The 25,198-nt window shown below is 49.2% G+C and carries 26 protein-coding genes; 20 read left to right on the plus strand and 6 right to left on the minus strand.

Annotated features, from left to right (window positions below; genetic code table 11):
• Window positions 1-24: 24 nt before the first annotated feature.
• Window positions 25-297, minus strand: coding sequence for a hypothetical protein (locus DFP83_RS13490; protein ID WP_146228799.1), 273 nt, complete (start codon window positions 295-297; stop codon window positions 25-27).
• Here DFP83_RS13490 and DFP83_RS13530 point away from each other — a divergent pair.
• Both DFP83_RS13530 and DFP83_RS00495 read left to right on the plus strand, forming a co-directional pair.
• A complete protein-coding gene (locus DFP83_RS13530) occupies window positions 297-464 on the plus strand; it encodes a hypothetical protein (protein WP_157981507.1) in 168 nt (55 codons plus the stop codon). The genes DFP83_RS13490 and DFP83_RS13530 overlap by 1 nt on opposite strands.
• Window positions 465-531: 67 nt before the next feature.
• On the plus strand, window positions 532-2,187 hold the full coding sequence (locus DFP83_RS00495; protein ID WP_110572113.1) for a DUF5666 domain-containing protein: 1,656 nt from the start codon (window positions 532-534) through the stop codon (window positions 2,185-2,187).
• A 47-nt stretch (window positions 2,188-2,234) separates the two neighbouring features.
• Here the strand turns inward: DFP83_RS00495 and DFP83_RS13495 are convergent, their stop codons facing one another.
• On the minus strand, window positions 2,235-2,591 hold the full coding sequence (locus DFP83_RS13495; RefSeq protein ID WP_126753129.1) for a hypothetical protein: 357 nt from the start codon (window positions 2,589-2,591) through the stop codon (window positions 2,235-2,237).
• Between the two features lie 92 nt (window positions 2,592-2,683).
• On the opposite strand from DFP83_RS13495, the gene DFP83_RS00500 reads away from it, so the two are divergent.
• From DFP83_RS00500 to bfr (DFP83_RS00520), 5 genes are all read left to right on the plus strand, one after another.
• Entirely contained in the window at window positions 2,684-4,585 is a 1,902-nt protein-coding gene (locus tag DFP83_RS00500; protein WP_110572115.1) for an acetate--CoA ligase, read from the plus strand.
• Window positions 4,586-4,632: 47 nt separating this feature from the next.
• Window positions 4,633-5,616, plus strand: a complete 984-nt coding sequence (locus DFP83_RS00505; protein ID WP_110572117.1) for a calcium/sodium antiporter — start codon at window positions 4,633-4,635, stop codon at window positions 5,614-5,616.
• A gap of 114 nt (window positions 5,617-5,730) precedes the next feature.
• The gene (locus DFP83_RS00510) at window positions 5,731-5,955 is read left to right on the plus strand and encodes a (2Fe-2S)-binding protein (protein ID WP_110572118.1); all 225 of its coding nucleotides are present in this window, start codon (window positions 5,731-5,733) and stop codon (window positions 5,953-5,955) included.
• Window positions 5,956-5,998: 43 nt separating this feature from the next.
• A complete protein-coding gene (gene bfr / locus DFP83_RS00515) occupies window positions 5,999-6,475 on the plus strand; it encodes a bacterioferritin (protein ID WP_110572120.1) in 477 nt (158 codons plus the stop codon).
• Window position 6,476: 1 nt separating this feature from the next.
• Complete coding sequence (bfr, locus tag DFP83_RS00520; RefSeq protein ID WP_110572122.1) at window positions 6,477-6,944, plus strand: bacterioferritin; 468 nt, start codon at window positions 6,477-6,479, stop codon at window positions 6,942-6,944.
• A gap of 62 nt (window positions 6,945-7,006) precedes the next feature.
• On the opposite strand, the gene DFP83_RS00525 is transcribed toward bfr (DFP83_RS00520), so the two are convergent.
• From DFP83_RS00525 to DFP83_RS00540, 4 genes are read right to left on the minus strand one after another with little or no spacing between them, the layout of a single operon-like run.
• Complete coding sequence (locus DFP83_RS00525) at window positions 7,007-7,954, minus strand: CorA family divalent cation transporter (protein ID WP_110572124.1); 948 nt, start codon at window positions 7,952-7,954, stop codon at window positions 7,007-7,009.
• A 57-nt stretch (window positions 7,955-8,011) separates the two neighbouring features.
• Window positions 8,012-9,079, minus strand: coding sequence for an ABC transporter ATP-binding protein (locus DFP83_RS00530; RefSeq protein WP_110572126.1), 1,068 nt, complete (start codon window positions 9,077-9,079; stop codon window positions 8,012-8,014).
• A complete protein-coding gene (locus DFP83_RS00535; protein ID WP_110572128.1) occupies window positions 9,080-10,705 on the minus strand; it encodes an ABC transporter permease in 1,626 nt (541 codons plus the stop codon).
• A 27-nt stretch (window positions 10,706-10,732) separates the two neighbouring features.
• On the minus strand, window positions 10,733-11,767 hold the full coding sequence (locus tag DFP83_RS00540; protein ID WP_110572130.1) for a Fe(3+) ABC transporter substrate-binding protein: 1,035 nt from the start codon (window positions 11,765-11,767) through the stop codon (window positions 10,733-10,735).
• Window positions 11,768-11,911: 144 nt separating this feature from the next.
• Between DFP83_RS00540 and DFP83_RS00545 the strand changes: the two genes are divergently transcribed.
• The 13 genes from DFP83_RS00545 (at window position 11,912) to nqrF (ending at window position 25,195) form a co-directional block, all read left to right on the plus strand.
• Entirely contained in the window at window positions 11,912-13,720 is a 1,809-nt protein-coding gene (locus tag DFP83_RS00545; protein WP_110572132.1) for a cation:proton antiporter, read from the plus strand.
• On the plus strand, window positions 13,704-14,927 hold the full coding sequence (locus DFP83_RS00550; RefSeq protein WP_110572134.1) for a paraquat-inducible protein A: 1,224 nt from the start codon (window positions 13,704-13,706) through the stop codon (window positions 14,925-14,927). Before DFP83_RS00545 ends, DFP83_RS00550 begins: the two co-directional genes overlap by 17 nt.
• Window positions 14,924-16,543 (plus strand): intermembrane transport protein PqiB, encoded by a 1,620-nt coding sequence (gene pqiB / locus DFP83_RS00555; RefSeq protein ID WP_110572136.1) that lies wholly within the window; start codon window positions 14,924-14,926, stop codon window positions 16,541-16,543. Before DFP83_RS00550 ends, pqiB begins: the two co-directional genes overlap by 4 nt.
• Window positions 16,515-17,051 (plus strand): PqiC family protein, encoded by a 537-nt coding sequence (locus DFP83_RS00560; RefSeq protein WP_157981508.1) that lies wholly within the window; start codon window positions 16,515-16,517, stop codon window positions 17,049-17,051. Before pqiB ends, DFP83_RS00560 begins: the two co-directional genes overlap by 29 nt.
• Before the next feature lie 92 nt (window positions 17,052-17,143).
• Complete coding sequence (locus DFP83_RS00565; protein ID WP_110572140.1) at window positions 17,144-17,638, plus strand: hypothetical protein; 495 nt, start codon at window positions 17,144-17,146, stop codon at window positions 17,636-17,638.
• Window positions 17,638-17,946, plus strand: coding sequence for a BolA family protein (locus tag DFP83_RS00570; protein ID WP_110572142.1), 309 nt, complete (start codon window positions 17,638-17,640; stop codon window positions 17,944-17,946). Before DFP83_RS00565 ends, DFP83_RS00570 begins: the two co-directional genes overlap by 1 nt.
• A 72-nt stretch (window positions 17,947-18,018) precedes the next feature.
• A complete protein-coding gene (gene fabV / locus DFP83_RS00575) occupies window positions 18,019-19,197 on the plus strand; it encodes an enoyl-ACP reductase FabV (RefSeq protein WP_110572144.1) in 1,179 nt (392 codons plus the stop codon).
• 172 nt (window positions 19,198-19,369) lie between these two features.
• Window positions 19,370-20,710, plus strand: coding sequence for a Na(+)-translocating NADH-quinone reductase subunit A (locus tag DFP83_RS00580; RefSeq protein WP_110572146.1), 1,341 nt, complete (start codon window positions 19,370-19,372; stop codon window positions 20,708-20,710).
• A gap of 2 nt (window positions 20,711-20,712) precedes the next feature.
• Window positions 20,713-21,915 (plus strand): NADH:ubiquinone reductase (Na(+)-transporting) subunit B, encoded by a 1,203-nt coding sequence (locus DFP83_RS00585; protein WP_110572148.1) that lies wholly within the window; start codon window positions 20,713-20,715, stop codon window positions 21,913-21,915.
• Window positions 21,908-22,684 carry a Na(+)-translocating NADH-quinone reductase subunit C gene (locus DFP83_RS00590; protein ID WP_110572150.1) on the plus strand — a complete coding sequence of 259 codons (777 nt, stop codon included), beginning with the start codon at window positions 21,908-21,910 and terminating at the stop codon, window positions 22,682-22,684. The genes DFP83_RS00585 and DFP83_RS00590 overlap by 8 nt, the downstream gene beginning before the upstream one ends.
• Window positions 22,677-23,309, plus strand: coding sequence for an NADH:ubiquinone reductase (Na(+)-transporting) subunit D (locus DFP83_RS00595; RefSeq protein WP_110572152.1), 633 nt, complete (start codon window positions 22,677-22,679; stop codon window positions 23,307-23,309). The genes DFP83_RS00590 and DFP83_RS00595 overlap by 8 nt, the downstream gene beginning before the upstream one ends.
• A 5-nt stretch (window positions 23,310-23,314) precedes the next feature.
• Entirely contained in the window at window positions 23,315-23,923 is a 609-nt protein-coding gene (nqrE, locus tag DFP83_RS00600; protein ID WP_071463482.1) for an NADH:ubiquinone reductase (Na(+)-transporting) subunit E, read from the plus strand.
• A gap of 45 nt (window positions 23,924-23,968) precedes the next feature.
• On the plus strand, window positions 23,969-25,195 hold the full coding sequence (gene nqrF, locus DFP83_RS00605) for an NADH:ubiquinone reductase (Na(+)-transporting) subunit F (protein WP_083405117.1): 1,227 nt from the start codon (window positions 23,969-23,971) through the stop codon (window positions 25,193-25,195).
• Window positions 25,196-25,198 lie beyond the last annotated feature (3 nt).

Here is a 25,198-nt window from a genome sequence, read left to right on the forward strand (position 1 = left end):
TTGATGTCGCGCAGGATGCGCGACTTACGGCGGGTGCGGTACCCGATGCCGCGTAGCTTGCGCCTTGGCGCAAGGTGCGATGGTTGATGTCGCGCAGGATGCGCGACCTACGTGGGGTGGGGTGTTCAATGTCGCGTAGCTTGCGCCTTTGGCGCAAGGTGCGATGGTTGATGTCGCGCAGGATGCGCGACTTACGGCGGGTGCGGTACCCGATGTCGCGTAGCTTGCGCCTTTGGCGCAAGATGCAATGGTTGATGTCGCGCAGGATGCGCGACCTACGTGGGGTGGGGTGTTCAATGTCGCGTAGCTTGCGCCTTTGGCGCAAGATGCAATGGTTGATGTCGCGCAGGATGCGCGACGTACGGCGGGTGGGGGCCAATGCCGGGATGGTTGATGTCGCGCAAAATGCGCGACGTACGTGGGGTATTGAATTTTTGTTTAGAAATAGTAAAGAGACTGTTTAGCAGAAAGCATATTGTCTATTGTAACAAAGTGTTTCAAATTGAAGTTTCATTCTGTTAGGAGATAGTCATGTTTAAACGTTCCTTACTCGTTATCGCGCTCAGTAGTGCGCTCGCGGCCTGTGGCGGGTCTGATTCAAGCACCGACTCATCAACCGGCGATAATGGCGGCGGTAATGAAACCGCATCATCTACAATTGTCACCGAAGGAGTCATCACGGGTTTTGGTAGTGTTTACGTTAATGGCGAACGTTATCGTTCTGACAACGCCACCATTGCGCTTGATAATGCTCAATCTGGCACCGAGAGTGACTTAAAGGTCGGTATGGTGGTGAAAATGAAAGCCACACGCTCCGGTAATGAAACACCTGAAGCCAGTGAGATCGAGTATGAAGAAGAAATTCAGGGTCGCGTCGACTTTATCGATATTGATAACCAAGCGTTTACGGTATTAGGTCAAACCATTAATTTTGATGATGTTACGGAATTTGTGGGAGTGACCGACAGTACGCTCGCAGTCGGCGATTTTGTTGAAATCAGTGGTTATTTAAACGAAGACGGTGAATTTTACGCGACCTTGGTGGAGCTTGAGAGCGACGAGGATGAGCTTAAAGTAAAAGGCAATATAGCTGGGCTCGATACGGACGCGCAAACGTTCATGTTGGGGGAACTCACCATCGACTATTCGCAGGCGAACTTCGAAGAGATGACGGCTGACGATTTGCAAGATGGTTTAGCCATTAAAGTTGAAGGAAGTCAGTATGACTCAACCTCAGATACGTTGATCGCTGATTCTATTGAACAAAAAGATAGTCGCTTGGACGACGATGTTGATGAGCTCGAAGTTGCCGGTGTTGTCGGTAATTATGATGCTGCGGCGGCTACTTTTGTCATCAAAGGTTACCAAGTTGCCCTCGATGACGATACTGAATTTGATGAGGGTGAAGAGGCCGATCTGAGTAACGGTGTTCGTATTAAAGTTGAAGCACGTAATGATGGCGAGTCTTGGGTTGCTGAAGAAATAGAATTTCAAGAGTACCGTGCGGTAGGACGTACCGAAGGTGCTGTCAGTGAAATTGATGCAGATAACGGATTGATTACGGTAAACGGCATTGAATTCTTAACAACCTCGCAAACTCGTTATAAAGATGATTCGGATGCTGACTTGCGCCAATTCACGTTCGACGATATTGCCGTTAACGACGTACTACGTGTGATTGCGCGTGAAGACCAACAAGGTCAAGCTATCGCTCTGAAGATCAAGCGGTTAGATGAAGAAGATCGGGACGGTGAAGTTAAGGGCGTGCCCAGTGATATTTCTGAGACGGGCTTTACCCTTGCCGGAGTCGAAGTCATCGTTAATGACGAAACGCGTTTTAAAACCGATGATTCGCGGATTTCGCTCGATGAGTTCATTGCGTTGTTCGATGGCGATACTGAGTTGCGCGTTGAGGTTGAAGGCGAGTGGGACGGTGATCAACTGATTGCGCATAAAGTCGAGGTCGATCTTGAAGACGACGATGATGCCGACGACGGTGATGACCGCCAGGGCTATACTGAATACGAAGGTGAGGTGACTGACGTCAATGGCGAAGCTTTTACGGTTAATGGTATCGAAGCACGTTTAACCACTGACAGTGAGCTGAAAATCAATGATGAAGAAGTCACACTACAAGCGTTCGTTGATGCATTGGCTGAAGGTGTGGTGGTCGAAGTCGAAGGTTAGTGGCAAGAAGAAAACTACGTGCTTGTTTACGAGGCCGAAATCGACGATTAATCGTAACTTGCGCCTTGGGCGCAAGGTGCGATACCGAGTGTCGCGCACAATGCGCGACGTACGGTGGGTGGGGTATCCGATGTCGGGTGTCGCGCAAGATGCGCGACGTACGGCGGTGGCGATGTCGGATGTGACGTAGCTTGCGCCTTGGGCGCAAGGTGCGATGGTCGATGTCGCGCAAAATGCGCGACGTACGCCGGTGGCGATGTCGGATGTGACGTAGCTTGCGCCTTTGGCGCAAGGGCGATGGTTGATGTCGCGCAAGATGCGCGACGTACGGTGGTGGGGTATCCGATGTCGGGTGTCGCGCAAAATGCGCGACCTACGGCGGGGCGATGTTTGATGTGGCGCACAATGCGCGACGCTCTTCGACCTAAGTCGAATGTTTAATTTCTATTTGCTTGCATATGCTTATCGCAACTGAACTTGGTTGCGGAGTGAGTATATGCAAGCCTATCACCAACTTTATTCTGATGCTCAGCAAGATCCTGAAGGTTTCTGGCTCGAGCAGGCGCACCGTCTACATTGGTTCAAAGCCCCCCAGCAGGCGGCTAATTTAAAAACCAATGGCTTAGCCGATTGGTTCCCCGATGGCGAGTGCAATATCAGCTACCAAGCACTCGATGCGCAGATAGAGGCGGGTCGAGGTGAACAAGTTGCCCTGTACTACGACTCTCCCGTTACGCAGACCAAACAGCAGTGGACATTTAATCAGTTGCGCGACGAAGTGGCGCGCTGTGCCGGTATGATCCAAGCGGCGGGTGTGAGTAAAGGCGACCGCGTGGTTATTTACATGCCGATGATCCCACAGGCAGCCATTGCAATGCTTGCGTGTGCACGGTTGGGCGCGATTCACTCCGTTGTGTTTGGTGGTTTCGCGGCGCACGAACTTGCAATCCGCATCGATGACGCAGAGCCGGCCTTGCTGATCACCGCGTCATGCGGCATCGAAGGACAACGAGTACTCGATTACAAACCCATTGTCGATAAAGCATTACAAGAAGCTGAACACCCGCCACAGCATGTCATTGTGTATCAACGTCCGCAGAGCCAAGCGTCGATGCAACCGCCGCGTGACATCGACTGGACAGATACGATAAAAGACGCAGTTAAGGTCGACGCTGTGCCGGTGAACGCCACCCACCCACTGTATATTCTATACACTTCGGGAACCACGGGACGTCCGAAAGGTGTAGTGCGCGACCATGGGGGATACGCGGTCGCGCTGCACTTTTCAATGCATTATGTTTACGGTTTGTCACCCGGTGAGACGATGTTCACAGCATCCGATGTGGGCTGGGTCGTGGGTCACTCGTATATCGTCTATGGTCCACTGCTATTTGGCTGTAGCTCGGTGCTTTACGAGGGGAAACCGATCAATACCCCAGATGCAGGGGCGTTTTGGCGCGTAATAGAAGACTATCAAGCCACTGCCGTATTCTCCGCACCGACAGCCTTTAGGGCGATAAAAAAAGAAGATCCGCATGGCGAGTGCTTAGGGAAGTACGATATTGGCTCACTAAAACGTATTTACATGGCGGGCGAGCGATTAGACCCGGCGACATTGGAATGGACTGAAAACCTCACAGGGCGCCCCGTTTATGACCATTGGTGGCAGACAGAGAGCGGCTGGCCGATGTGCGCTAATCCGGTTGGTGTGGGGGCGACCCCCGTTAAACCTGGCTCATCGAGCTTACCAGTACCCGGCTATGAATTTGCAATGCTTGATCCGCAGGGACGCCCGTTAGGCGCTAATGAAGAAGGTTCTGTGTGTTTACGCCTGCCACTTCCACCCGGCTGTTTGCCAACAGTGTGGGGTGATGAGCAACGCTTACAAGATAGCTACCTGAAGGCGTTTCCAGGTTACTATTGTAGTGGAGACGGTGGTTATATGGATGACGACGGCTACGTATTCATTATGGGCCGCACTGATGACGTGATTAATGTCGCGGGTCACCGACTGTCGACCGGTGAAATGGAAGAAGTATTAGCGCAACATACTGCCGTCGCTGAATGTGCTGTTGTTGGTCAACCTGATGAGCTTAAGGGTGAGTTACCTGTGGGGTTAGTGATTTTAAAAAATGACGTGCACATCACGACAGAGGAATTACAGGCGCAACTCATTGCTCAAATTCGTGAGACGATCGGTGCGATCGCGTGTTTAAAAACGCTCTACATCGTACCTAAGTTGCCCAAGACACGCTCTGGAAAAATTCTTCGCCGCTTGATTCGACAAGTGCTACAGGGCGACACTGTAGCAGTCCCCTCGACGATAGACGACCCTGATAGTGTTGAGATGATTCAAACCGTGGTAAAGCAGCAAAATGAAGCTAGGAAAGTCAGTTGAAATACCGTTAGAATAGAGGCTTTGTAAGTTAATTTAACGGGTATTGAATGACACTCTCTATTGTCGCAGTTGTTTTAGGTTTAATTGTCCTAGTCTGGAGTGCGGATCGCTTTGTCGAAGGCGCTGCCGCGGTTGCTAAAAACTTAGGTATGGCGCCGCTTGTTATTGGCATGGTGATCATTGGTTTCGGTACTTCAGCGCCAGAGATGGTGGTCTCGGCGTTGGCATCATCACAAGGTAACCCAGCACTCGCACTCGGTAATGCGTACGGTTCCAATATCACGAATATCGCTTTAGTGTTGGGCTTAACGGCCGTGTTGGCACCGATTGCAGTGCAGTCAGGGGTGATCAAACGTGAGTTGCCGGTGCTGATCGCGATTACTTTATTGACGGCTGCTTTTCTGTGGGATTATCAAATAACCGCCATTGAAGCTTGGGTCCTGTTAGCTATCTTCGCGATCTACATGGGTTGGTCTGTCTGGCTGGGAAAAAACAGTAGCGATGATAGTTTAGCCGCTGAGTTTACGCAGGAAGTCGACGCTAATCCGATGTCGATGAAGCCTGCGGTTATCTGGTTGATTATTGGCTTAGTGTTATTGGTTGTGAGCTCTCGTGCGTTGGTTTGGGGCGCCGTTAATATAGCAACCGCATTGGGCGTCAGTGATCTGGTCATTGGCTTAACGGTGGTGGCGATCGGTACCTCGTTACCGGAGTTGGCGTCTGCCATCGCTGCGACGCGCAAAAACGAACATGACTTGGCGTTGGGTAACGTGATTGGTTCAAACATGTTCAATACCTTAGCGGTCGTGGGTATTGCTGGTGCCATCCATCCGATTGATTTAGAACCGTTAGTACTGTCGCGTGACTGGGTCGCAATGGCAGGTTTAACATTATTATTGTTGCTATTTTCTTTGCGAGTCAATCGTTTAGGGCGCATCAACCGCGTACATGGCGTGACGTTTTTAGTGCTTTATGTGGCTTATACGGTTTATCTGATAAGCACGGGATTCACACCCGCGTTAACAAGTTAAATAGACTGACTATAAAAGTGAGCCGCGCGAGTCGCGGCTTTTTTATTCATTACTGTTGAAAATCGTTCGCATTAGCATTACACTCTTCATTAGTTAATTGCGAGGTGATGTTCAGTGTACGTTTGTTTATGTAAAGGCGTTTCGGATAAAACCATAGCCAAATCGGTTGCTTCAGGTGAAGTCTCGAGCATGCGAGAACTCCGTCAACAGTACGGTGTCGCTTCGCAATGCGGTTGCTGTAAGCAATGTGCTAAGGAAGTCTTGAATGAGGCTTTAGAAAAACGTAACGATCGTGTGCTTCCAGGCACTAAAATTCCTACCACTGTGTGCTACACTTAACTGAGTCTCTATTTTTAGAACCAGCTTAAGGAGCACATCCCGCATGAAAGGTGACGCAAAAGTCATTCAGCAGCTGAACAAGGTGCTGACGCTCAAATTGACCGCCATTAACCAGTACTTTTTACATGCGCGCATGTTTCGAGACTGGGGTTTTGAATCGCTCAATAATGTTGTTTACAAAGCCTCTATCGCAGAGATGAAGCACGCCGACGTGCTTATCGAGCGGTTATTGTTTTTAGAGGGTATGCCGAATTTACAAGAGCTCGGCAAGCTGTATATTGGTGAAGATCCACGCGAAATGCTAGAGATGGACCACAAGGTTCAATTTAACGATATCAATGCGATTCGTGACGCTGTGAAAGTGTGTGAAAGTCACCAAGATTACGTGAGCCGCGATGCACTGAATAAAATCTTAGATAAACAAGAAGAGCATCTCGACTGGTTAGAAACACAGATTGACTTGATGTCGCGCCTTGGCACTGAGGTGTACTTGCAGTCGACATTAAAGGAGGCCGAGTAGAATGAAGGCAGAGCATAAAGTTGTTGAACAGTTAAATCGTTTACTCGCTTTCGAATTAACTTCTATTGACCAATACACGTCACACTCACGTCAGTACGAAGACATGGGGTTAATGAAACTCTATGAACGTATTAATCACGAGATTGATGATGAGCGCGGTCATGCCGATTTACTGATACGTCGTATTCTATTTTTAGAAGGCAAGCCTAATATGTCGAATCGCGAGCCTCATAATATTGGCTCTGACGTGCGCGAGATGTTAGAGAATGACCTACAGCTCGAGTACAACAACGCGAAAACTTTGCGTGAAGTCATCGACTACTGTGAGCAAGTGGATGATTATGTCACGCGTGACATGCTTGTTGGCATTTTGCGTGATACCGAAGAAGATCATGCGTACTGGCTGCGCATTCAGTTGAATTTAATGGATCGTTTAGGCGAAGCGCTTTATTTACAAAGCATGAGATAATTGCCTGACTTATAAAAAACGCGGCTGTGATTGTCGCGTTTTTTATTATCTCAACTTGTTTGTTACCAAAACCGCAATCGTCGGAGCAGCAGAAATTCTACCACAGCGATACCGAGTAGCACCCAGCAGAAAATTTCAAAAGCACTGGCGTTTTCTACGCCTGGCATGCCGCCAATGTTGATGCCAAACACCCCCGTTAAGAAGCTTAACGGTAAAAAGACACCTGCGATAACCGATAACCAGTAAGTATTCCGGTTCATTTTTTCGGCGACCGCCTGTTGGATTTGTTCGCGCTGCATCCATACTTGTTCAAGCATCAGGTCGATTTGTTCTAGCAAACGCTGGGTGGTGTCGCGTTCGTTGAGCAGCCACTGATGCAGCTCTGAGTCGACCCATTTTTCACTCTCGCTGGTGAATTTATCAAGTGCAGCTAATTGGGGGCGAATAAAGCGATTGAGGCGCAGTAAGCGGCGGTGCAGCGTGGTCAGTGTTTGCTGTTGTGCCGCGGTGTTATCAAAGCCTTCGGCTTCGAGTCGTTCAACACCAATCTCGATATCGTCGATCACATCTTCAATCTTTTGATTTAACTGCTCGACTAAGTGGACTAAAAAGTCATGCAAGCTTTCTGGTCCTTGTTGGCGCGAGAGGTCGTCGCGGATTTGTGCGACCGCTTTAAAGTGATGCTTACGAAAGGTATAGACCGTATCTTTGTAGTATAAGATACGCAAGCTCATCATATCTTCGGGTTGTGCGCCGTCGTTCAAGTTCACTCCCCGTAGCAACAACACAAAACCGTCTTTAAGACGTTGGAAGCGCGGACGGGTGTCTTCTTCGAGCATGGCATCAATGAGTGGTTCAGGAATGTCGGCGGCTTTTAGCCACTCATGAATACCGTCGATATCACGCTGAAAATGATACCAGCAGCCAGGGCGTGCCTGGACCTGGTCATCATTCGTGATAGCCTTTGCTGGATTTTGGCTAAAATCCCATGCATCGATTAAAAACTTCATAGGGCTCTCCGTTGCAAAGCGCCCTCATTATTGAATAAGTGGTTGTTTATTGAGCGCTTAATCAGGTAACTGACATATATTCGAATCAAACACCACTAAATGGTCGAAGTCAACATTTATCCCTACCATTTGACCGGCACTCAATGGCTGATGCGATGGACCTACCGCCAGCACATGTTCGTGGTTGTCTAAGGCGAGCGTATATAAGTAGTGTGAACCACGAAAGCCACGACCAACGACTTGCGCTTGCAAGCGGTGAGGTTGATCGGTGGGCACAATCAAGACGTCGTCGGGTCGGACCAAGAAGGTGACATCGTGATCATCTTGGTCGCACAGTACTTCGTGGTCGATAACGCCTAATGCACTGTGGAGCTGATGTGATTGAATCTGACCGTTAAGTAATACACCGCGACCGATAAAGTCGGCTACCAGCTCGTGTTCGGGTTGGTGGTAGAGTTCGTAGGGTGTATTCCATTGCAGTAGCTGTCCAGCATACATAACACCGGCCTTATCAGCCATCGCGAACGCCTCTTGTTGATCGTGGGTGACCAATAAGGCGGTGATGCCTTCCTCTTTTAATAAATTACGTACGTCTTGTGCTAATAACTCGCGTAACTCCGCATCTAAGCTCGAGAACGGTTCATCTAATAGCATCAACTTAGGTTTCGGTGCCAAGGCGCGGGCGAGGGCAATCCGTTGTTGCTGTCCACCTGATAGCTCGTGTGGATAGCGGTGCTGATAACCGGCTAGATCGACGCGCTGAAGGAGTTGTTGAACTCGTTGCTTTTGATCGGTTTTTGACCATGTATTGATACCAAAGGCGATATTCTCTTCAACGGTTAAATGCGGAAATAACGCAAAATCCTGAAACATCATGCCAATTTGGCGTTGTTCGGTGGGTATCTGTGTTTTTACGGAGGCGACTTCTTCGCCATACAGACGAATGGCCCCGCTTGCGACTTCTGAGAAACCTGCAATGGTGCGCAGCAGCGTGGTTTTACCACAGCCACTGGGGCCCAATAAACAGCCGATATCGCCCTCATTTAATGAGAAGGACAGTTGCTCAACAATACGCTCTTTGCCTAATTCAATGGACACTGAATCAAGTTCTACTAACGGCTTCATTTAGTCTCCCGTTTTAATCGTTTGTGTACGCAACGCCCGTGACAACATCAGCACCGGGATTAACCCAACTAATACGATCATTAACGCTGGTGGTCCGGCATCGGCGAGTCGTTCATCGGATGCCATTTCGAATGCCTTTACCGCCAACGTATTAAAATTAAAAGGTCGTAATACCAAGGTGGCGGGAAGCTCTTTCATTACATCGACTAATACCAGTATCAATGCCGCAAGAATCGAGCTCTTAAGTAACGGCAGGTGAATACGCGTCATGATGCGGCGTGAACTCGCACCTAACGTGCGCGCACTGTCATCCATTTGTGGCGTAATTTGCTCTAAGCCGGAGCTGATGGTTTGTAATGAGATAGATAAAAAGCGCACGGTATACGCGAATATCAAGGCGACCACGGTACCGCTCAATAACAGCCCAGGATTTACATCAAATACCGACTTACTGAAATCAATAATACGATGGTCAAGCCATGCCAGTGGAATCAGAATACCGACAGCAATGACGATGCCGGGAATCGCATAACCCAACCCAGCGGTGGTTATTGCAGTACGAATTGCGCGGGTCGGGTGACGACGGCGACCATAAGCGAGCCACAATGCTAAGGCAACGGTAATGGTTGCGGCGAGTAAGCCCAACCAGAGTGTATTCAGGGTCAGTTGCCAAAACGAGGCTTGGGTCCAGATATCGGCGCGTTCAATTGACCACATAAGCAACTGGCTGGCGGGGATAATAAAGCCCAGCAGAATCGGTAACCAACACACTGCGGAGGCTAACCAAGCGGCTTTACCGCGCAGCGGTTTACGAAAGCTATTGTTTTGACTTCGGCGTTGATAAAACTTGGCTTGTCGACGCGAGTAACGCTCAATGAGGATGAGCACAATAACAAACAGCAATAAAATCGAAGCGAGTTGTAAGGCGCCTTGGGCATCGCCCATACCGTACCAGGTGCGGAAGATCCCAGTGGTAAATACGGTGACGCCAAAATACTCCATGGTGCCGTAGTCGGCGAGCGTTTCCATCAGTGCCAGGGTCACGCCTGTGGCAATGGCAGGTCGCGCCAACGGCAGTGCTACTCGGAAAAAACTACGAATGGGTCCCGCGCCTAAGGTGCGTGCGCTTTCGAATGCGGCGGTTGACTGCTGCATAAAGGCGGCACGGGTAATGAGGTAGACGTAGGGGTAGAGTACTAAACTTAAAACAAAAATAGCCCCTTCGATACTCCGTATACTGGGAAACCAGTACTCGCCAATACTGAGGTCAAAGGTATCACGCAGTGCTTGCTGTACAGGGCCGGCGTAATCGAGTAGGCCAGTGTAAGTATATGCGGATATGTAGGCGGGCATTGCGAGGGGAAGTAACAGTCCCCAACTGACCCACCGCCAGCCTGGGAAATCATACTGACTGACACACCACGCCGTGCTGACCCCGAGCAGGGTCACACCTAAACCCACCGATACAAGAAGTATCAGTGAATGCGAAATATATTCGGGTATCACCGTTTGCCATAGGTGACTTAAAATATCCCAATTAGGGTTTAACAAAGATAAGGCCACCACGATAAGTGGTAGCCCTACCAATGCCGCAACGCCGAACAGCACGAGCGGGCCGCGGGTCATAGCTGCTCCTTGACTCCTGATGCGGAATTAACGCCAGCCTGCCGAGTTCATTAAACGGACGGCTTGGGCGTTATTTTCGCCTAAAATATCCATCGAAATATCGTCTTGTTTGAAGTCACCCCATTGCTCGAGGGTTTCACTCCACTCAACGCCTTCGCGTACAGGGTACTCATAATTGGCTTCAGCATACCATTTTTGCGACGCTTCTGAGAGCAGAAATTCGATTAATTGTGTTGCTTCATCGACATGTTTCGCATGTTTGGTGATACCAATACCCGATACGTTCACGTGGGTACCATTGCCCTCTTGTGCAGGCCAGAAGATCTTAACTTTCTCAGCGGCTTCGCGTTCCTCTGCTTGGTCGGAGTTCAACATATGGCCAAAATAGTAAGTGTTCGCTACGGCGACATCACACACACCGTAGGCAACCCCTTTGATTTGGTCGCGATCACCGCCAACTGGCGTGCGCGCAAAATTCTCGACGAGACCTTGTGCCCAGGTCATCACTTTTTGCTCGCCGTGGTGGTCGAGTAGGGCTGCCACTAACGACTGGTTATAAATATTGTTCGACGAACGAATGCATACACGGTCTTGCCATTGTTCATCTGCTAGACTCATGTAATCTTCAAGTTGACTCGGGTCAACGCGCTCCGGCGAGTAAAAGATTGGGCGCGCGCGCAAGCTCAAGCCCACCCATTGGTCTTCGCTGTCGCGAAAATGAGCAGGCACGGTCTGATGCGCAAACTCCGAATCAATGGCTTGGAATACATCGGCGCTTACGGCGCGGTGCAATGCGCCGGCATCGACTGTTAAGAATAAGTCAGCGGGGGTATTTTCACCTTCGGCGGTCAAACGCGATAACAATGCATCGGAGTTACCGGTTAATAAGTTAACGTCGATGCCTGTTTGCTCGGTAAATTTATCGAGCAGGGGCTTGATCAACGCTTGCTTCCGCGATGAATAAATATTAACTTCAGCGGCTTGCACAAATGAACCTGCTAGGGTGCTCGCGCCAATTATGGTCGCTATTGCAAGCTTAAGGGGGGTAATTTTTATTGCCATATTCAAACCTCTTACTGATAATTCGCGTAGGTTACAAGCGTAAGTGTATCAAAATTAAAATTTAATGATAGCCATTCTCATTTGAGTGGCGGTCAATGTCAATTAAAATAACAGAGCTTAAGCTCATACTTTACTGGAGACCCTATGTCTGACTTATCCATGTTAGCGCTTATCGGTGTGCTGTCGATTTGCTGCCAATGGTTAGCCTGGCGCATTAAACTGCCGGCGATTCTGCCGTTGCTAGTCTGTGGCCTCTTGGTAGGACCTACGTTAGGTTGGTTGCAACCTGATCAATTGTTCGACCAACTATTATTCCCTGTGGTTTCGTTGGCTGTTGCGGTCATCCTGTTTGAGGGAAGCTTAACGCTCAAGTTTGATGAAATACGTGGTCACGGTCGCATGGTAACCAACCTCGTCAGCATCGGTATGGTGGTGACCTGGGTGACTATCAGTGTTGCGACACACTTTATTATGGATTGGCGCTGGGAGATCGCATCGCTGTTTGGCGCCTTAGTCGTGGTCACTGGGCCAACGGTCATTCAGCCGATGATCCGCTCCATCCGTCCTATCAATAAGCTGGCTAATATTTTGCGTTGGGAAGGAATTATCATCGACCCATTAGGCGCATTATTGGCGGTCTTAGTGTATGAGTTTATTATCGCCAGCCAAGATGTGGCGATGCTGCATGCTGTGCAGGCGTTTGCCAAGACTATCGGTATCGGGTTCTTCTTTGGTTGGGCGGCGGCTAAGTTGCTAGGTCTTGCATTGGGCCGCGGATGGTTCCCGCACTATTTACAAAACGTTGCCACGTTGACCATTGTACTGGGTGTGTTTGCGCTATCCAATGCGATTCAGCATGAGTCGGGTCTACTGACAGTGACCGTCATGGGTATGGCAATGGCCAACACCAAAAACCTTAATCTCGATGAAATTTTAGAGTTTAAGGAAACCCTGTCGGTGCTCCTTATTTCGGCGTTATTTATCTTGCTCGCCGCTCGCCTCGATTTTGCTGACTTTGATGCGTTAGGTGTGCCGTCTATTATCCTACTCGCCGTCATTATGTTCTTGGTGCGTCCACTGAGTGTATGGTTGTCAGCGATAGGCACTGAGTTGCGCTTTAAAGATAAGTTGTTGCTGTCCTGGATTGCGCCTCGCGGTATCGTAGCAGCCGCCGTTTCTGCGTTGTTTGCGTTAAAAATGGAGCAATCCGGTTGGACCGATGCGTCGCAGATTGTGCCGCTGGTATTCTTGGTCATCATGATGACGGTTGTATTGCAAAGCTTAACGGCTAAACCGTTAGCGCGACTGTTAGGCTTGATTGAACCCCCTGCACGGGGCTTTCTTATCTTTGGTGCCAACCAAATGGCTCGGGCGGTGGCGACCGTTTTAAAAGAGCATGATATTCCTGTACGTCTTGCTGATACCAACTGGGAAAATATTCGCTTAGCACGGATGGATAATTTACCGGTTTATTTTGGTAACCCTGCTTCAGAGCACGCATCGAATAATATCGATCTCACCGGCATCGGCCGCTTGCTCGTGATGTCGCCTTATAAACAGTTGAATCCGCTGGTTTCTGTTTATTATCAGGATTGGTTCGGTAGCGCAAAAGTCCACGGACTGAACAGTGGTGAATCAGACTTCCGTGCCAGCCATCAGCTGTCTGAAAACTACAAAAACACGCTGAACTTGTTCGGTGATAGCATCACGTACTCGAAATTGGCGAGCCTGCACTTTCAGGGCGCCAAGATGAAGTCGACGCCGATTACTGAGAACTTTGGCTTTGAAGAGTATCAGCAACAATATGGCGCACGCGCTGTGCCGATGTTTGCACTCGACGATCAGAAGAAAATTCATATCTTCACTACCGAGCGTGAGCTTAAACCTGCGCCGGGCTGGGTCGTTATCGCGATGATAACACCGGAGAAAAGTACCGATGAGGGTAACGAGTAACGTCGAAGATGTGCGCGTTTGTCCTGATTGCGACCAAGTTAACTGGGTCAGCGATCGGGCTTCGAGTCGATGTCAACGTTGTGGTCACTTTCTAGGTGGCCACACACTCAGTGCGAGTCATACGCTCGCGCTCATTATTGCTGCGCTTCTATTACTCATACCAGCGACCGAAATGACCTTCGTGAGCTACAGCGTATCGGGTCAAGGGCAACAGATGACACTGCTCGACAGCAGTCGCAAGTTGCTCGCCTTTCATGAGCAGTGGCTTGCTATCGTTGTATTGCTGTCAGTGGTGGTGTTACCTGCGCTGTTTTTAATGGCATCGGCGGCAGTGTTACTGTGGCGGCAACGCGCCCGCTCTCGCTTGGGTCGTTGGCTGGTGCGGGCAATTAAATACATTCGTGTGTGGATGATGGCGGATGTATTTCTCATTGGTGCGTTAATTAGTTTTATTAAATTGGCGGGTTATGCATCGATTGAGTTTGGTTATGGCGTAATGGCGTTTGCAGGCTTCGTAACGCTATTGTTGATTGTCGTTGAGCGAATGAAACGACACCCGCTGTGGCCGGTTGATGAAAACGCGGTCGAGTACCGACCGATGGTAGGGCAGAGTGCACGAGCACATCAGGTACTCGGCTGCCCCGTTTGTTACGCTGCGAATGGGTCCGCGCGCACTGAATGCTGGCGCTGCCACGAACCGCTTTGGACCATCCGGTTTCGACGCACTTCGCTCACCGTTGCGTTACTGTTGGCTGCGAGCGTAATGCTGATTCCTGCTCAATTATTACCTATCATGGAGACGGTGGCACTCGGGACCACAGAACCTCAGACCATTATCGGCGGCGTGTTGACGCTCTGGGAAAGTGGTGATGTGCCCATCGCGATTATCGTCTTTGTTGCCAGCTTGGTCATTCCGATTGCTAAAATTCTGGTTTTAGCTGTGTTAACCATTTTGGCTCAGCAGGATACTTCAAAGCGGCCGCAAAGCGCGCTATTGTTGTATCGGATAACGGATTGGATTGGCCGCTGGTCGATGATCGACATTTTTGTCGTCGCGGTCTTAGTGGCACTGGTACGAAATGGCGCGTTGATGTCGGTCTATCCTGGTCACGCAGCGATCGCTTTCGCCAGTACTGTGATATTAACGATGTTAGCTGCAATGAGCTTTGACACCCGACAATTTTGGGCAAGGAAACCAACTGAATGACACACTGGACACGTAAACTCGTCTCGCCGATTTGGCTTGTACCTATTCTAGCGGCTTTGGTGGCCGGTTGGATGGTATGGCAGGAGCGCGATCAGAGTGGTCCCCAAATTATCGTTGAGATAAAAGATGCGGAGGGCTTGCAGGCGGGCAAAACGGCGGTGCGTGTACGTAATGTTGATGTCGGCCAGGTCACGCAGATTAAGTTGTCGAGTAATTTTGAGTCGGCTGAGCTGCATATCGAAATGAACGCGGACACAGGTGGTATGCTTGTTGAAGATTCGCAGTTTTGGGTGGTGAAGCCGCGCATTGGGCGACGTGGTATTTCAGGTTTGAACACACTATTGTCGGGAGCCTATGTCCAACTCGAGCCCGGTGAGTCTAAGCAGCCGCGTGACCAATTTACGGCGCTCGAGCAGCCCCCGGTTACGGATGGTGACACACAAGGCAAGCGCATCGTGTTAAATAGCGATAGTGCGGCGAATATTGTGGTGGGCGATAGCGTTCAGTATCGCGGCGTTACCGTCGGTACAGTTGAACAGGTTGATTTCTCGGTTGAAGCCCGAGCGACGACTTATCACGTGTTTATCAAGTCGCCCTATGATGAGTTGTTGACCGAAAATACGCGGTTTTGGTTACAGCGTGGCGTATCGTTTCGCTGGAAGCCCGATGGTGTGGATGTTTCCGTTGGCTCCGTTGAGTCTTTGCTAGGCGCTGGCATCAGCTTTGGGGTACCCAATGGCCAGCCAGTCGGTGAGCCGCTGCAAGAGATGGCCGAGTTTAAGCTCTTCGCCAGTCAGGAAGAAGCCGAGCAACAAGGTTACGCGCGCGGTATCGAATATGTGCTCTTGCTCGATGAATCTGTCGATGGTTTGGTGGCAGGCTCGCCGGTGATGTTCAAAGGCATTCGAGTGGGTACCGTGGTTGAGGTGCCGTTCCGTTGGCAGCCAGAAGCAGGGCGTGGACAACCGTTGCGATTGATTCCTGTGTTAATTCGTTATGAACCGGATAGATTGGAGGGCTTAGTGGCTTCCACCGATCTTGAACGTTGGCGCCAATATTTGGGTCGATTCTTTGAGCAAGGCTTACGTGCCTCGATTCGTGCATCCAATATTTTAACCAACACCTTGTACGTGGATCTGCGCTTTTATCCCGATGAAGAAGCCATACAACAAGATACCTTTGCGGGTTATCCGGTGATGCCGACGATTGTGAGTAACTTTAGTCGCTTAGAAGAAAAGCTTAATTCAATCTTGGATACGTTGAATAACTTGCCACTTAACCAAAGTGTTAATCAATTTACCGAGGCGATGGCTTCGACCGATGATACGGCGGAGCAGATTCAAGCCTTGACTGAACAGGTTAAGAAAATTATTGAACAACCGGGCTGGGAGGCGTTACCGCAGTCGCTTGAACAATCGGTTAACCGATTGAATGGCATTCTCGCTGATTTTGAGTCAGGTTCAGCGAATCGCGAGCAACTCGATCGCACATTGCAGAACCTTGAGTCGATGTCGCGTGATCTGAAGCCACTGGTAGAAACCTTACGTCGTAAGCCCAATGCGTTACTATTTAATACGGAAGCAGAAGATGATCCAGAGCCTCAAGCTAAAGATTAAAGCGGTGTTTATTGTCGGCGCTACGTTATCCATGCTCGCTGCCTGCAGTGTGGAGCCTTCGGTTAACGTTAAGCACTATCGCTTGCCGCACTTAAACCAACCAACGCAGGGCTATTGTGATACTCAAACTCGGCTCGTTTCTATCGATGCGGGCATTGGTCAAGACGGCGTGATGGTGCAGGAAAGTGACTTACTCATGGTTGAAGCGCGCAACAACCGTTGGTTGGGTGGCTTAGAGTCGCAGTTGCAAAATAGTTTGCAACGCCAGCTCACCGAGCGTTGTGAGCAGCCGTTACGGGTTACCTTGATGCAGTTCTACGGCAATACCCAAGGCGAGGCTGTGGTGGCCGGTTTCTGGCGCTATCAACCCGCATCCGAGGCGATGATTGAAGGCGCGTTTGAGCAGCGCGTACCACTGAATGACGATGGTTACGACGGCTTAGTGCGTGCATTAGATCGTGCGTGGCTGAATAGTTTAGCCGATATTGAACAAGCAATTAAAAAGTAGTTAAAATCAACACGGGTTGAGTTCGAATGCGGCTGAAGTCTTTGGCTGCAATTGCTATACTCCCGCAAGACATATCTTACAGGAGTGTATCTGTGCAGCGAGCATCGATTCGTTTGGGATTTTTATTAACGGCGTTGAGTGGGCTTTTACTCAGCGCCTGTAGTCCGTCCACTTCATCTTCAGTGACGCATGATAATCCGATTGCGCAACTCGATTTAGTCCAATTACCCAATGCGGAATGGCGTTTAAGTCGTGCCGTAATTGAAGTCAGTTTCTGCCGCGATCGAACCAATGAAGCCCTGTTGGCATCATCATCCGAATTAAACGGTTGGCGTCTCACCGGCGATGTCAGCGCATTCCCTCCTTATCGTGAAGAGGGCATCGATGCCCTTAACGAGGTATTAGGAGAGCAGCCATTCATTCTTTACCAAATCGATGGCTCGGTGAGTGCCTCGCGTTACCGCCTTGCGATGCCGGCATCAAAATCTGCGGGCGCCGTTGCCGAACAAGTGTTTCCAGCGGTGGCGATTCTGGCGGCATCGGAGCGGGTGTGCTTAAGTGCTGTTGACGAAGGAGCGACCTACTAATGAGTCAAATTAAGCCGATGATAGAAGATGCACTGAACAGTGCATTTCGACCCAAGTTATTGGATGTTAAAGACGAAAGCTACATGCATGCGTCGGGACCCGATGCGCAATCGCATTTTAAAGTAACCATTGTGAGTGATGAGTTTGAAGGCAAACGGTTAATACAACGTCACCGTTCAGTGAATCGTGTGTTAGCCGATGTGTTGAGTCAGATTCATGCTTTGGCGCTACATACTTACACTGAGCAAGAGTGGCAGGCACAGGGGCAAGCGCCCGACTCGCCTCATTGCATGGGCGGTGGTCATTAACCTAAGCAGGTAAGATATGTTATGGGCCCGAGAACCCGTACAATGGCGAAAAATTTAAACTAGGGAAGCACTATGATTATTAAACCAAAAATTCGTGGATTTATTTGCACCAACGCACATCCCGTAGGCTGTGCTGAGAATGTTCACCGCCAAGTTGAGTTCGTAAAACAACAAGGCGCAGTCGCCGATGGCCCTAAGAATGTGCTGGTTGTGGGTTGTTCAACAGGGTACGGGTTGGCATCACGAATTACGGCAGCCTTTGGTAGTGGTGCTCATACCGTTGGTGTGTGTTTTGAAAAAGAGCCGAGCGAGAAGCGCACGGGTACTGCGGGCTGGTATAACACTGCGGCGTTTCATCAAGAAGCCGAGAAAGCGGGTCTGAATTATCACAGCATCAATGGTGATGCGTTCTCTGATGAAATCAAGCAAGAGACTATCGATTACATTAAACAGCACATGGGCAAGATCGACTTAGTGGTTTACAGCTTGGCGTCGCCTAAGCGTAAAGACCCAGAGTCGGGTGAAGTGTACAGCTCGACCTTGAAGCCGGTCGGTCAGGCGTATACCACCAAGACGTACCATACGGACAAAGATGAAGTGCATGATATCTCACTTGAGCCAGCCAACGACGACGAAATCGCCAATACGGTTAAAGTCATGGGGGGTGAAGATTGGGAGCGTTGGATTAAACAATTGCACGATGCCGGTGTGCTTGCTGAAGGATGTCAAACAACGGCATATACCTATATCGGTAAAAAGCTGACTTGGCCAATTTATGGACATGCGACCATTGGGCGTGCGAAAGAGGATCTGGACCGCGCCGCCGCAGCGCTCCGTGACCAATACAGCGATATTGACCTCTCTGCCTACGTATCGTCATTAAAAGCACTGGTAACGCAAGCCAGTTCTGCGATTCCTGTAATGCCGCTATACATCTCGCTGATTTATCGTGTGATGAAAGAAGAGGGCACACATGAAGGCTGCATTGAACAGATTTATCGCCTGTTTACCGAGGGGCTTTACCAAGATAACCCGACTTTAGATGAAGCCGGTCGCCTGTACATGAATGGTTACGAGACCAATGAAAAAACGCAGGCGAAAGTCGAAGCGTTATGGGATCAGGTCACGCAAGAGAATTTCCATGAGCTGGCTGACTATGCGGGCTATCACCAAGACTTTTTACGCTTGTTTGGCTTTGGTTTCGATAATGTCGATTACGAAGCGGATGTAAATCCCAAAGTAAACTGGTAAGCGGAGTGTAAAAAGTGTTAAAATCCAGACGATAAGTGTGGATTACGTTTTCTAGTCACTGGTATCGGTTTTACTAGAAGTGGGCCCTTATCAGTAACTTATTGATTTTTCAGGTTTCCAGTTATTATAGCTGGTTGTGATGAATCTTCCCTAACGAGTAGTGCAAACGCATATGATTACGATCAAAAAAGGGCTGGATATCCCAATTAAGGGTGCTCCCCAGCAGCAACTATCCGACGGTAAGGCCGTGACGACGGTCGCTACCTTGGGTGAAGAGTATGTCGGTATGCGCCCGACCATGCACGTGAAAGTGGACGATCGTGTAAAAAAAGGTCAGGTGATTTTCGAAGACAAAAAGAATCCAGGTGTAAAATACACTGCCCCTGGCGCAGGTAAGGTGAAAGACATCCTTCGTGGTGCTCGCCGTGTGCTGCAGGCAGTTGTAGTTGAGCTTGATGGCGATGAACAAGTGACCTTTGAGTCATTTGAAAGCGCTAAGCTTAACAGTCTGGGTCGCGAAAAAGTGCAAGAGATTCTTGTAGAATCGGGCCAATGGCCAGCACTGAGAACGCGCCCATTCAGTAAAGCGCCTGCTCTAGACGCTGAAGCTACCGCTATCTTCATCAATGCAATGGATACTAATCCATTGTCTGGCGACCCGACTGTTTATATTAATGAGCATAAACAAGCGTTCATTGATGGTTTGAAAGTACTTTCTAACCTCACTGAAGGCAAAGTGTTTGTGGTCAAAGCTGCCGATGCAGAAGTGGACGTAGGTGATGCTAACGTACAGTTAGAATCATTTACAGGCCCACACCCAGCCGGTTTGGTGGGTACTCATATGCATTTCTTGAACCCTGTGAGCCTGAAGCGTCCAGCTTGGCACATTGGTTATCAAGACGTGATTGCGTATGGCAAGCTGTTCACAACGGGCGAAATCTTCACTGAGCGCTTTGTCGCGCTGGCGGGTGAAGGTGTTAAAGAGCCTCGTTTAGTACGTACGCGCTTGGGTGCGGACTTAGCTGAGCTTACTCAAGGTGAGCTAGTTGGCGACAACAACCGTATTATTTCTGGCTCCGTATTGAACGGTCACACAGCAGATGATGCACATCGTTGGTTGGGTCGTTTCCACAATCAGGTGAGTGTTATTCCAGAAGGCAACCACAAAGAGTTGTTCGGTTGGATCCGTCCTGGTTCGGATTTACACTCGGTTACGCGTGCCTATGCGGGCCACTTCAATCCGAAGAAGCTATTCAGCATGACCACTTCTATGAATGGTTCTGCACGCTCTATGGTGCCTATCGGCAACTATGAGCGCGTGATGCCGCTGGATATCGTCCCAACGCTATTATTGCGTGACTTGTTATCAGGCGATACTGATGAAGGTCAGCAACTTGGTTGCTTGGAGCTGGATGAGGAAGATCTGGCATTGTGTACCTACGTATGCCCTGGAAAGTATGAGTACGGACCAGTGTTGCGAGACTGTCTCACTAAGATTGAGAAAGAAGGCTAACCATGAGCTTGAAAGAAACACTCGAGCGTATTGAGCCGCAATTTGAAAAAGGCGGCAAATACGAGAAGTGGTACGCGCTTTACGAAGCGGTAGCCACTATTCTGTATACACCAGGCACGGTGACCAAGTCGACAACTCACGTTCGTGACCGTATCGACTTGAAGCGCATCATGATCTTGGTATGGATGATGACATTCCCAGCCATGTTCTGGGGTATGTATAACGTTGGTAACCAAGCCGCGATGGCGTTGGCTGAAGGTTATCAGTTAGGTGACGCATGGCAGGTGGGCTTATTCCATTTGTTCGGCGGTGACTTTGGCGGCGATGCCGGCTGGGGCACTAAGATGTGGTACGGTGCGTGTTGGTACCTACCTATTTATGCGGTCACCTTTATCGTAGGTGGTTTCTGGGAAGTATTGTTTGCTTCAGTGCGTAAGCACGAAGTTAACGAAGGCTTCTTCGTCACTTCTGTACTGTTCTCGTTGATCTTACCTGCAACAACGCCACTTTGGCAGGTTGCACTCGGTATCACATTCGGTGTCGTGATTGGTAAAGAAATCTTCGGTGGTACAGGTCGTAACTTCCTAAACCCTGCGTTAACCGGTCGTGCATTCTTGTACTTCGCTTATCCAGCAAGCATGTCAGGTGATTCTATCTGGACTGCGGTGGATGGCTATTCAGGTGCAACCAACCTGGGTAAAGCAGCGATGGGTCAAATTGACTACAGCAACACCGCACTGTGGTGGGATGCTTTCCTAGGTAACATCCAAGGTTCAGTCGGTGAAGTATCGACGTTGATGATTTTGATTGGTGGTTTGGCACTGATTTATTTCCGTATTGCTTCTTGGCGCATCGTCAGTGGTGTGTTCTTGGGTATGGTGGTGTTCTCAAGCCTGCTTAACCTGATTGGAAGTGATACCAACCCGATGTTTGCGATGCAGTGGTACTGGCATCTTGTATTGGGTGGCTTTGCCTTTGGTATGATGTTTATGGCAACCGATCCCGTATCGGCTTCATTTACTAACAAAGGTAAGTTCGCATACGGTTTCTTGATTGGTTTCATGACGGTGATGATTCGTGTCGTCAACCCGGCTTTCCCTGAAGGCATCATGTTAGCGATCTTGTTCTCGAATGTCTTTGCACCATTGTTTGACTACTTCGTAGCGCAAGCCAACATTAAACGGAGGTTAGCACGTAATGTCTAAGAAGAATGAAAGTTTAGGCAAAACGGTCGGTGTAGTGCTGGCGCTGTGTTTGGTTTGTTCTATCGTTGTCTCTGGTGCTGCGATTGGCTTAAAACCAATGCAAGAGCGTAACGCTGCGTTAGCGATGCAGGAAAACATCCTCGGCGCTGCAGGTATCTATGAGCAAGGTATGGATGTCCCAGCCGTCTACGGTGAGCGTATTCAACCGTTGGTAGTGAGCTTAGAAGACTACCAAGTGATGCAGGACGTTGACCCGGCGGAGTTTGATAACCGTAAAGCCGCTGGTGATCCTGATCGCAGCACTCGACTTGCGAAGTCAGAAGACCCAGCAGGTTTAGGCACGCGTGAGGACATGACAGAGGTTTATCTCATTAAAGGTGAAGACGGCTCAACGACAGGTGCAGTATTGCACATCCGTGGCCAAGGCCTTTGGGGAACCATGTACGGTTTAATCGCACTTGAAGGAGACTTTAACACCGTTAAAGGTGTTACATTCTACGAGCACGCTGAAACACCGGGCCTAGGTGGCGAGATCACCAACCCTGCATGGGTTAAAACATGGCAAGGCAAAGAGCTTTACGGCGATGACGGTCAAGTCCAGTTTGACTTGGTGAAAGGTGGTGCTTCAGGTGAACACGAAGTTGACGCGCTTTCAGGTGCAACCCTAACCAGTAACGGTGTTGACGCACTGATTGAGTTTTGGATGGGCGATAGTGCTTACGGTCCGTTACTCGACAAATTGCGCAAAGGAGAGCTGACCAATGGCTAATGCAAAAGAAATGAAGTCCGTATTATTCGGACCGATATTTGCAAACAACCCAATTGCGCTGCAGATCTTGGGTGTCTGTTCAGCGTTGGCGGTAACATCTAAAATGAGCAATACACTGGTTATGTGTATTGCCTTGACCGCGGTTGTTGCGTTCTCAAACTTATTTATCTCAATTATCCGAAACCACATTCCTTCGAGCGTGCGTATCATCGTTCAGATGACCATTATCGCAAGTTTGGTTATCGTGGTGGATCAGGTCTTGCGCGCGTATGCGTACGAGATTTCTAAAGAGCTGTCGGTATTCGTTGGTTTGATCATTACTAACTGTATCGTCATGGGTCGTGCTGAAGCTTACGCAATGAAAAGCTCACCAGGTATGTCGTTCTTGGACGGCTTGGGTAACGGTTTAGGTTACTCTGTGGTGTTGCTAGTTGTTGGTTTCGTGCGCGAACTATTTGGCTCGGGTAGCTTGTTCGACGTACAGATTCTGCCACTCGTGTCAGAAGGTGGTTGGTATGAGCCAGTCGGCTTGTTGTTAATGCCACCGAGTGCGTTCTTTATCATTGGCGGATTTATTTGGGTACTGCGTACTTTCCGCACCGAACAAGTCGAACCTAAGGAGTAAGCACAATGGAACAGTATATTAACCTGTTTATTCGTGCCGTATTCATCGAGAACTTAGCACTATCATTCTTCTTAGGTATGTGTACCTTTTTGGCGGTATCTAAGAAAGTTAAAACGGCCTTTGGTCTGGGTGTAGCGGTTATCGTGGTACTGGGTATCTCAGTACCGGCAAACAACTTGATCTATCACAACATTCTAGCGCCTGGTGCGCTCGATTGGGCTGGTTTCCCGGATGCGGACTTGAGCTTTTTACGTTTCTTGACCTTTATCGGTGTCATCGCAGCACTTGTTCAGATCCTTGAAATGACCTTGGATAAGTTTGTGCCAGCCTTGTACAACGCGCTGGGCATCTTCCTGCCATTGATCACAGTAAACTGTGCGATCTTTGGTGGTGTATCGTTCATGGTCGAACGTGACTATAACTTCGGCGAATCCGTAGTATACGGGATCGGAAGTGGTGCGGGCTGGGCATTGGCAATTGTTGCCTTGGCAGCCGTACGTGAAAAACTGAAATATGCAGATGTACCTGATGGCTTACGCGGTCTAGGTGCGACGTTTATGTCAGTGGGTCTGATTGGTTTGGGCTTTATGTCGTTTTCCGGCGTATCTCTATAACCAGTATGTTGAATCGATAAAAGTTAAAGGTACGAATCGATGGATATTCAACTGATTTCACTCAGTGTAGCGATGTTCACCATCATCGTACTGGTTTTGGTCGCGATCATTATGTTCGCTAAATCAAAATTGGTACCTCAGGGTGATGTGGAAATCCTGATTAACGACGACGAAGACAAAAAGATCGTGACCCAACCTGGTACTAAACTGTTGGGCGCACTTGCCAATGCGGGCATCTTCGTATCGTCTGCGTGTGGTGGTGGTGGTTCATGCGGCCAGTGTCGTGTCACCATTAAAGACGGCGGCGGTGACATTCTGCCGACCGAGCTTGACCACATTACGAAAAAAGAAGCGCGTGAAGGCGTGCGTTTGTCTTGCCAAGTTAACGTGAAGCAAGACATGAAAATCGAATTGCCAGAAGAAGTCTTTGGTATTCGTAAGTGGGACTGTGTTGTTAAATCAAACGACAACGTAGCGACCTTCATCAAAGAGTTCGTTGTACAGTTACCTGAAGGCGAAGAAGTACCTTTCCGTGCGGGTGGTTATATTCAGATCGAATGTCCGCCACACCACGTGAAGTACAAAGATTTCGATATCGCGCCTGAATATCGTGGCGACTGGGAACGTTTTGGCTTCTTAGATGTTGAGTCTAAAGTCGATGAAGAAGTTGTACGTGCGTACTCAATGGCTAACTACCCTGATGAAAAGGGTATCATCATGCTTAACGTACGTTGTGCAACGCCACCGCCAAACGATTTGAGCTTGCCAGCAGGTAAGATGTCATCGTACATCTTTAGTTTGAAAGCAGGTGACAAAGTGACTATTTCTGGTCCGTTCGGTGAGTTCTTTGCAAAAGAAACTGAAGCGGAAATGGTGTTCGTCGGTGGTGGTGCAGGTATGGCACCTATGCGTTCGCACATCTTTGACCAATTACGTCGCTTGAACACCGATCGTAAGATCTCGTTCTGGTACGGTGCACGTTCTAAGCGCGAGATGTTCTACACTGAAGACTTCGATATGCTGCAAGAAGAGAACGATAACTTCGAATGGCATGTTGCGTTATCAGACCCGCAGCCAGAGGACGATTGGGATGGTGACACAGGTTTCATCCACAACGTGCTTTATGAGCGCTATCTGAAAGACCATGATGCGCCTGAAGACTGTGAATTCTACATGTGTGGTCCGCCAGTGATGAATGCTGCGGTCATCAATATGCTCAAAGAGTTGGGCGTAGAAGATGAAAACATTATGTTGGATGACTTTGGTGGCTAATTA

The sequence above is a fragment of the Idiomarina fontislapidosi genome (assembly GCF_003226255.1).
Taxonomy (GTDB): Bacteria; Pseudomonadota; Gammaproteobacteria; order Enterobacterales; family Alteromonadaceae; genus Idiomarina; species Idiomarina fontislapidosi.